This window comes from Corallococcus aberystwythensis (assembly GCF_003612165.1).
Classification (GTDB): domain Bacteria; phylum Myxococcota; class Myxococcia; order Myxococcales; family Myxococcaceae; genus Corallococcus; species Corallococcus aberystwythensis.
Genome location: NZ_RAWK01000362.1, coordinates 1 through 7,905, shown reverse-complemented (window position 1 = coordinate 7,905; position 7,905 = coordinate 1). Strand labels below are relative to the sequence as shown.

The 7,905-nt window shown below is 71.4% G+C and carries 8 protein-coding genes; 4 read left to right on the top strand and 4 right to left on the bottom strand.

Annotation, left to right across the window (positions count from 1 at the left end):
- The first annotated feature begins 57 nt into the window (after positions 1 to 57).
- Complete coding sequence (locus tag D7W81_RS37570) at positions 58 to 1,242, top strand: DTW domain-containing protein (RefSeq protein WP_120560182.1); 1,185 nt, start codon at positions 58 to 60, stop codon at positions 1,240 to 1,242.
- Positions 1,243 to 1,321: 79 nt separating this feature from the next.
- Here D7W81_RS37570 and D7W81_RS37565 read toward each other — a convergent pair whose 3' ends face one another.
- A complete protein-coding gene (locus D7W81_RS37565; RefSeq protein ID WP_244227704.1) occupies positions 1,322 to 2,413 on the bottom strand; it encodes an acyltransferase family protein in 1,092 nt (363 codons plus the stop codon).
- 444 nt (positions 2,414 to 2,857) lie between these two features.
- Positions 2,858 to 3,256, bottom strand: coding sequence for a thioredoxin domain-containing protein (locus D7W81_RS37560; RefSeq protein ID WP_120560181.1), 399 nt, complete (start codon positions 3,254 to 3,256; stop codon positions 2,858 to 2,860).
- Positions 3,257 to 3,526: 270 nt separating this feature from the next.
- Here D7W81_RS37560 and D7W81_RS37555 point away from each other — a divergent pair, with 270 nt between their 5' ends.
- The gene (locus D7W81_RS37555; protein ID WP_120560180.1) at positions 3,527 to 4,654 is read left to right on the top strand and encodes a cytochrome-c peroxidase; all 1,128 of its coding nucleotides are present in this window, start codon (positions 3,527 to 3,529) and stop codon (positions 4,652 to 4,654) included.
- A gap of 54 nt (positions 4,655 to 4,708) precedes the next feature.
- Positions 4,709 to 5,149, top strand: a complete 441-nt coding sequence (locus D7W81_RS37550; RefSeq protein WP_120560179.1) for a hypothetical protein — start codon at positions 4,709 to 4,711, stop codon at positions 5,147 to 5,149.
- Positions 5,150 to 5,201: 52 nt separating this feature from the next.
- Here the strand turns inward: D7W81_RS37550 and D7W81_RS37545 are convergent, their stop codons facing one another.
- Positions 5,202 to 6,662 carry a right-handed parallel beta-helix repeat-containing protein gene (locus D7W81_RS37545; RefSeq protein ID WP_120560178.1) on the bottom strand — a complete coding sequence of 487 codons (1,461 nt, stop codon included), beginning with the start codon at positions 6,660 to 6,662 and terminating at the stop codon, positions 5,202 to 5,204.
- A 173-nt stretch (positions 6,663 to 6,835) separates the two neighbouring features.
- Between D7W81_RS37545 and D7W81_RS37540 the strand changes: the two genes are divergently transcribed.
- On the top strand, positions 6,836 to 7,333 hold the full coding sequence (locus D7W81_RS37540) for a TlpA family protein disulfide reductase (protein WP_120560177.1): 498 nt from the start codon (positions 6,836 to 6,838) through the stop codon (positions 7,331 to 7,333).
- A 10-nt stretch (positions 7,334 to 7,343) separates the two neighbouring features.
- Here D7W81_RS37540 and D7W81_RS37535 read toward each other — a convergent pair.
- Positions 7,344 to 7,905: proline and serine-rich protein 1 family protein (locus D7W81_RS37535; protein ID WP_120560176.1), on the bottom strand; the 562-nt coding region annotated here is incomplete at its 5' end.

Here is a 7,905-nt window from a genome sequence, read left to right as displayed (position 1 = left end):
CCGTGAGGGGGTGTCCCCTCCGGCCGCCGGGGGCGGGGCCGTGATAAAGGGCCGGGCGTGCGTACCTTCTGCATCAAGTGTCTGCGTCCTGAAAGCGCGTGCTACTGCGCGCACGTCCCCCAGCTCCAGACGCGCACGCGCGTGGTGTTCCTCCAGCACCCGCGGGAGCGGCGCGTGGCCATCGGCACGGCGCGCATGGCGCACCTGTCGCTGCCGAACTCGGAGCTGCACCGGGGCGTGGACTTCACCGGCCACGCGCGGCTGGAGGAGCTGGCGAAGAACCCCGAGCGCGTCGCGGTGCTCTTCCCGGGCGAGGACGCCATCTCCGTGGAGGAGGCCCAGGCGAACCCTCCGGAGACGCTCATCGTCGTGGACGGCACCTGGCCGCAGGCGAAGAAGGTGGTGATGCGCAACCCGGTGCTCGCGGCGCTGCCGCGCATCGGCTTCGTGCCGCGCCGTCCCAGCAACTACCGCATTCGCGCGGAGCCGGCGGACCACTGCGTCTCCACCATCGAGGCGGTGGCGGAGATCCTGGGGCAGCTGGAGGGCAAGCCGGACTACTTCGACCGCATGCTGGGCGCGTTCGAGTTCATGGTGGACACGCAGCTGGAGCGCCAGGACACGCGCACGGGGCCCAACCGCCGCCGGCTCTACAAGAGCGAGTGGCGTCCGCCGCTGGAGCTGCGCTCGCTGGCGGAGGCCGCGGACCGGCTGGTCCTCTTCTACGCGGAGGCGAACGCGCACGCGCTGGAGGCGGGCATCCCGCCGGAGCTGGTCCACCTGGTCGCGGTGCGCCTCACCACGGGCGAGCGCTTCGAGGCGGTCATCGCGCCGGAGCAGCCGCTGGCGCACAGCACGCCGCTGCACGTCGAGCTGCCGGAAGAGGAGCTGCGCGCCGGTGAGCCGCGCGCGGAGGCCCTGGCCCGCTTCGAGGCGTTCCTGCGTCCGGACGACGAGCTGACGGTGTGGACGTCCTTCGCCCTGGAACTGCTGTGGAACGGAGGCCTGTCGCGCAGGGCCGCGCGCAACGTGCGGCTCGCCACGGCGCGGGCGCTCAAGGGCAAGGCAGGCGGCGTGGAGCAGGCGGTGGAGCTGCTCAAGGCGCCAGAGGTGGCGACGTGGGCCCGGGGCCGCGCGGGCCGCCGCATCAGCGCGCTGGAGTCCGTGACGCGTGAGCTGGTGGCGCGTGGGAACGCGACCGAGCCCCCCGCGAAGCTGCCGCGCACCGGCTCCGGGGGCTGAAAGCCGCTCGCACGCGAGGGGCCGCGAGCGTGGCGGCTCCGGCTCACGCCTGGCCGCGTGAAGCGGCTCAACGCCCGCGTTACTGCCCCAGGCGGGCGGTGCTGACGCTGGCGCCCAGCGTGGTGGAGCCGGCTCGCCAGGGACGGGCCTGCTCGCGCACCCAGCGGCCCAGGCGGGCGATGAGGTAGCAGCCCACCAGCAGCGCCACGGACACGCCCAGCGCCGCCGCGATGCCCAGGCGCGGACCGATGCGCTGCGCGAGGCCCGCGATGTCCGCCCAGCCGTACACCACCGGCAGGTGCAGCACGTAGATCCACAGCGACAGGCGCCCCAACGGCGCCAGCATGCCGCTCACGCGCTGGGGCAGCAGGTTCACGGCCCCCAGCACCAGCAGGCCCTGCGCCACGCGGTACAGGACCATGGTGGGGCTGGTGGCCGCCCAGTCCATGGGCAACCACCGGGTGAGCGCCAGCAGCGCTCCGCCCAGCGCGAGCAGCGCGAAGCCCTGCGCCAGGCCCGGCTTCAGCACGTGCAGCCCGTGCGCGGCGAACGCGCCCGCGAAGAAGAAGCCCGCCCAGGGGAAGAACGGGAAGCGGCTGCCCTCCCCGTTACCGATGAACTGCTGTAGCGGCACCGGCAGGTGCTCGCCCGCCTGCCACATCCCGGCGCTCGCCAGGGGGATGCCCACCGCCAGCCCGCCCAGGAGCAGCGCCCGGGCACCCCGGTGCGACGTCACCACCAGCGCCATCGCGCCCAGCATCAGCGACGCGCCGATGCACTGGAGCGCGTCGAACTGGAAGACCTTGAGCAGCATGGCGTCGGTGAAGCCCAGGTCGCGCACCGCGCCCCAGCCCGGCCAGTGCAGCAGGTAGCCCAGGAAGAGCAGCAGCAGCGCGCGGCGGAACCGGCGGCCGAAGGAGTCCTTCGCGGCGCCCGGCTTCGTGCCCAGCGCCATCACCACCGCCCAGCCGCTCACCAGCAGGAACAGCGGCGCGGTGATGCCCCGGAGCTTCCAATACTCCTGGACCCAGGGGTGGTCCCGGAACGCGGGCGCCAGCAGCGCGTCCAGCGTGTGACCCATCACCATGGCGAGCACGGCCAGCCCGCGCGCGCCATCCAGCGCGGGGTGACGTGACTGCCGGAAGCTGAGCGAGGGACCGAAGCCTTTCAAAGCCAGGCGAGCATAAGCGCACCCTTGGGCCTCGTCTCCAAAACGCACCAACCGTGGGGGTCGGCAGGCGTGAAAACAGGGCGGGATTTCACTCGGAGCCAGGGTCCCGTCCTCGTGCGGGGAATGCTACAGGATGGATGCATGGCCCCTCGTCACACGGTCGCCGCCCTCGTGCTCCTCGCCGTCCCGGTCTCCGCCCGCGCCGCGTCGGGGGATGATTGGTTTGGCAACGACAAGCCCAAACACTTCGCGGCGTGCGCGGCCGCCACGGGCGTGGGCTATGGCGCGGGCGCCGTCCTCTTCGACACTCCGGGCGCGCGGGCGCTCACCGGGGTGGGGCTGGGATTGGGCGTGGGTCTGGGCAAGGAGCTGTATGACCGCGCTCGCGGGAGCGTCTTCTCGATGAAGGACCTGGCGTGGGACGCCGCCGGCACGGCCACGGGGCTACTGGCCGCGTTCCTCGTGGACCGGTTCATCACCGACGTGCTCCTGCCCCCGCCCCGGAGTGTCACCGCCGGGCGTGGCGGCGGGGGCGTCCGGACGCGCGCGGCGCTCCACGAACTTCAGGAGCAGGTCGCGCTGGAGCCGGGGCTCCACCAGCAGCATGCGGCCTTGCGGATCATCGCTGTCGGAGACGAGCACGGTGACCTGCCGGCGCGGGCACTGGTTCATGCAGCCCGTGGGCGTGATGCGCACCTGTCCGGCGAGTCCCCGCTCGGCGAGCTCCCCCTGGAGCCAGCGCGGCAGGTCCTGCCCACCGCTCCGGGCGCTCTTCGTCAGGCACTTGCGGCAGACGAGCACGTCCACCTCCCGCCCCTTGCCGCCCGTGTCGTCGTCCTGCATCCGCCGTCCTCCCAGGCGCCCCGCTTCCAGGCGGATGCGCCGGTCCGTGTGCCCGGCACGCCGCCGGGACCTTGAAGAAGAGGTAGCGGCGCCCGCTTTGTTCCGCCGCGCCTCCCTCCACCGCCCGCCGGGCCGCTTTCCGGACGGGCGCTGATGGACTGATGGAATGGGAAAGCACCGGGGTGGGTGCGACGTTCTGTCTCGAAGCCAGCCCACCGGGGCCCTGGTACGGTGCGCCCCGCGCCGTGCCGCTCACGGGAGGCTCTCCACATGACGCGAAATCGACTGCTTCTGGGTATCTCCCTGTCTGTGATGGGGGCGGGTCTGCTCGCCGGGTGTGAGCGGTCCTCCGGTACGGCTCCGGAAGCGCAGCCGCCCGCGCCGGTGGCCCAGCCGGCCCCGAAGCCGGCCTCGAAGCCCACCGAGCCGGATGCCGCGGCGGTGGCGAAGCTGGCGTCGCACTTCTTCCAGGCGCCTCGCAACCAAGCGCCGCTGCCCACGGACACCGAGGCGCAGGTGGCCCTGGGGCGCATGCTCTTCCACGAGCCCCGGCTGTCGAAGAACCACGACGTGTCCTGCAACAGCTGCCACGGCCTGACCACCTTCGGCGTGGACAACAAGGCGCTGTCGGACGGGCACAAGGGGCAGAAGGGCAGCCGCAACTCGCCCACCGTCTACAACGCGGCCCACCACATCGCGCAGTTCTGGGACGGCCGCGCCGCCACGCTGGAGGCCCAGGCCGAAGGGCCGATGATGAACCCGGTGGAGATGGCCATGCCGGACGCGAAGCGCGTCGAGGCCACGCTGTCCTCCATGCCCGAGTACGCCTCCCGCTTCCGCACCGCCTTCCCGAAGACGGGCAAGCCCGTCACGCTGGCGAACGCCGCCCGGGCGCTGGCCGCCTTCGAGCGCACGCTCACCACGCCGTCGCGCTTCGACCGCTTCCTCGCGGGCGAGCACGCGGCCTTGAGCGCGCAGGAGCAGCGCGGCCTGGAGGCCTTCGTCACCACCGGCTGCACCACCTGCCACAACGGTCCGGCGGTGGGCGGCGCGTCGTTCCAGAAGCTGGGGCTGGTGGAGGCGTACCCGGCGCTCACCGACGCGGGCCGCTTCGACGCGACGAAGAACGAGGACGACCGGGGCTACTTCCGCGTGCCCACCCTGCGCAACGTGGAGATGACCGGGCCCTACCTGCACGACGGCAGCGTGAAGGACCTGCCCACCATGGTGCGCCTGATGGGCCGCTACCAGCTGGGCCGCACGCTGAAGGACGGCGAGGTGGACGACCTGGTGGCCTTCCTCAAGAGCCTCACCGGCGAGCTGCCTCCCGCCGAGCGCATCTCCGCGCCGGCCCTGCCTCCCAGCACGAAGCGCACGCCCAAGCCGGACCCGTCGTAGCGCTTCTTCCGGAAACGTCGCGTCCCGCCCGGTGGGTGCTAAACCCCCGGGCCCATGACCTTCTTCTTCCATCTCCACTCGGGCCTTCGCTACCTGGTGCTCCTGTCCGGCGTCATCGCGCTCGCGTTCTTCGCGTTCGCGGTCGCCACGAAGCGCCCGTTCGACAAGGTGGGGCGCATCCTGGGCGCGTCCTACTCCGGACTCCTGCAGCTGCAGGTCCTGGTGGGCATCGCGGTGCTGGTGACGCGCGGGTACTACCCGGCGCTCATCGGCCACATCGTGATGATGGTCCTCGCGGTGGGCGCCATCCAGGGCCCGCTGGGTGCCACCCGGCGGCGCCTGAAGTCCAGCGGCGAGACCCCCGTTGGCAACGAGCCGCGGCGCGCGGCGCCCACCTATGTGCCGGTGCTGGTGGGCACGCTGGTGTCGCTGGCGCTGGTGGTGGGCGGCATCCTGGCCATCCGCCCGGGCCTGTTCGTCTCCACCGCGTTCTGAAGCGCGTGGGGCGAGGAGGCTGGAGCGCCAGCCTCCTCATGAAGCGCCTTCGTTAGCGACGCGCGCGCCGGCGCAGGGCCAGGGGCGCGAGCAGGGCGAGGAGCGCGGGCAGCAGGCCGGGGCTCGCGCTGCAACCGCCGTCCTCGTCCTCGTCGCCGGGGGTTTCGTCGTCAGGCCCCGTGCCCGCGTCCGGGACGATGCCGCCCGTGCCCGCGTCCGTGCCCCCGCCGGTGCCCGCGTCCGTGCCGGTGCCGGTCCCCGCGTCCGTGCCGCCACCGGTGCCCGCGTCCGTGCCGCCGCCAGTGCCCGCCACGCAGTCACCCAGCGAGTGCTCCAGCGCGCCCATCGTGGTCGCGGCGGGGCGGGAACGCCCGCAGAAATCCTCCGGCGCCAGGGTGTTCCGCGTGGCCGAGCCGATGAGGGCCGACACGTTCCCCTTGAGCGTCAGGTCACCCTTGAGCGGCGCCACGTACCAGCCCGCGAACTCACCCGTCGTCACGCTCGCCCGGTTCGCGCTCGCGTTGCCGGTGGCGCCTTCCCGGTTCCGGATGGGGCCCGACATCAGGTTGCCGGTGGCCTCGCCGGTGGAGGCGGCGTAGCGGTAGTCCACGCCCGTGGTGCTGATGAACGTGTTGAACAGCACGCGCGTGTTCGCGGCCTTGTTCAGGTACACGGCGACGTCCGAGCAGTTCGCGACGATGTTGTTGCGGATGATTCCGTCCGTGTGCTCCGGCGAGCACGGCACGTTGGGGTCGAAGGCCGGCGCGCAATACTGATTGCCGGTGCCGCCACCGCCGAAGGACAGGCCGATGCGAATGTCCCCCGAGGGGACATCCTTCACACAGAGGACGCGGTTCTTCTCGATGAGGCCCCGCTTGCCGCCGCTCTTCATGAAGGCGCCGTAGGAGACGCCGCCGCCCGCCTTGGCGAAGTCGTGCAGTTCGTTGCCGCGGATCACCCAGTCGTCACCGGTGTCGATGTTCAGCTTGTTGACGGGCGTGTTCGTCGCTCGCACGTGCGTGTCGTAGATTTCGTTGTTCTCGATGAGGCCGCGGTGGGGCATCTCCCAGACGCCGCTGCCGTTCTGCGTCGCGTTCGCCTTGAGCTGCGAGTTGAAGTCGCGCACGCGGCTGTTGCGCAGGACGAAGTTCTCCGCGTGGCCGGTGACGTGGAAGGCGTGCTCGCAGGTCTGGTCGTTGGAGCAGATGCCCTCCACGGTGAGCCCGTCGAAGGTCCAGTAGCGGCCGGACACCTTGAAGCCCTCCGACGCGTTGAAGCGGATGAGCGCCGCGTGGCGGTTCTTCGCGCGCACGATGATGGGCGCCGCCTGGGTGCCCTCCGCCGCGCAGGTCAGGTTCGCGTTGAAGGTGTACGTGCCGTTCTCCAGCACGATCTCATCACCGGCCTTCGCGGACGAAAGCGCGGTCTGGAACTCGGCCACGGTGGTGACGCTCTTCACGGCCGCGCCGCCCGTCAGGGGCAGCAGGAGCAGGGCGAGGGATACGGTCTTCAAGGGGGAGACTCCCGGGACGAGAGGGGGGAGTCCAAAGCTACCCGATTCCAATACAAGGCAGGCAGCCAGACGTGCGCAGGCATCCCGGCCGGTAGGGAACCGGCGGACGCGTGAACACCTGTCTTCTCATGGCATGCCCTCCCAATCACTCGAGGTGCGGACGCTCCACGCTCATGGGCACCGCGTTGGCGGCGGTGCTGCTCACGTCCCCAGGCGCGTTCGCGTTGCCTCCCAAGGGACAGCCGCTGCCGGAGTTCTCCGCGCACGACCTCACATCCGGCCAGCACGCGAGCGACGAGTTGAAGGGGCGCCCCACGCTGCTGGTCATCATCACCGACAAGGACGCGGGCGACGGGATGCGCCAGTGGTTCGACGCGGCGGACCAGCACGTGACCGACTCGGTGCACCGCCAGTCGCTCATCACCCTCAAGCTGCCGTTCTTCGTCAGCGAGGGCGCCGCGCGGGGCAAGGCGAAGGACCAGGTGCCTCAGGACTTCTGGAAGGACACCTGGCTGGACAAGAACGGCGGCATGGCGAAGGCGTTGGGGCTCGCCTCCAGCGGCACACCCTACGTCCTGGCGCTGGACGCGCAGGGACGGGTGGTGGCCAGCGTCCACGCCACCGTGGACTCGCCGGAGGCGCGGGCCATCTGGTCCGCGCTCTCCAGGTGATGCTGGAAGGCTAGTAGCGCCCGCCGCTGTCCAGGATGGACTGGAGCTTCTCCTTGTCGTTGGAGAAGGGGAACGCCTGGTACAGCTGGTAGCCGTTCTGCGGATCCAGCAGCGTGGGCCGCATCAGGCGCACCACCTCCAGCTTGTCGTTGGAGAAGGAGAACTGCCCCAGCACCGTCATGATGTGAGACACGAGGAAGTTCTCGTTCGGGGCCACCTGCGAGAGGATGCGCAGCTTCTCGCGCGGGAAGGACTCACGCACCATCGCCTGGGTGATGCTGCGGAACTGCGCGTCCGCGATGGGCCGCACCACCGGCGGCGGGGGCGGCATCGGGTGCTGCGGCCCGGGGGGCGGCAGGCCCGTGCCGTACGGCGCGGCGTCGGCCACGTACTCGCTCAGCTTGTCCAGCTGCTCCATGGCGGCGCGGATGCTCTCGCGGCCCTTGGCGTCCTTCGTCCGGGACATCGCGTCGCGCAGCGCGTTCTCAAGCTTGTCGATGCGGCGCTCCACCTGCTCGCGCTCGATGATGGCCAGGTCGCGCGCGGGAGGCGGGGGCGGAACCGGCTGCGGC

Excerpts from the sequence above, each read along its gene's own strand:
- D7W81_RS37560 (WP_120560181.1), bottom strand. The coding sequence starts at position 3,256 with ATGCAGGACGACGACACGGGCGGCAAGGGGCGGGAGGTGGACGTGCTC.
- D7W81_RS37555 (WP_120560180.1), top strand. The coding sequence starts at position 3,527 with ATGACGCGAAATCGACTGCTTCTGGGTATCTCCCTGTCTGTGATGGGG.
- D7W81_RS37550 (WP_120560179.1), top strand. The coding sequence starts at position 4,709 with ATGACCTTCTTCTTCCATCTCCACTCGGGCCTTCGCTACCTGGTGCTC.
- D7W81_RS37540 (WP_120560177.1), top strand. The coding sequence starts at position 6,836 with ATGGGCACCGCGTTGGCGGCGGTGCTGCTCACGTCCCCAGGCGCGTTC.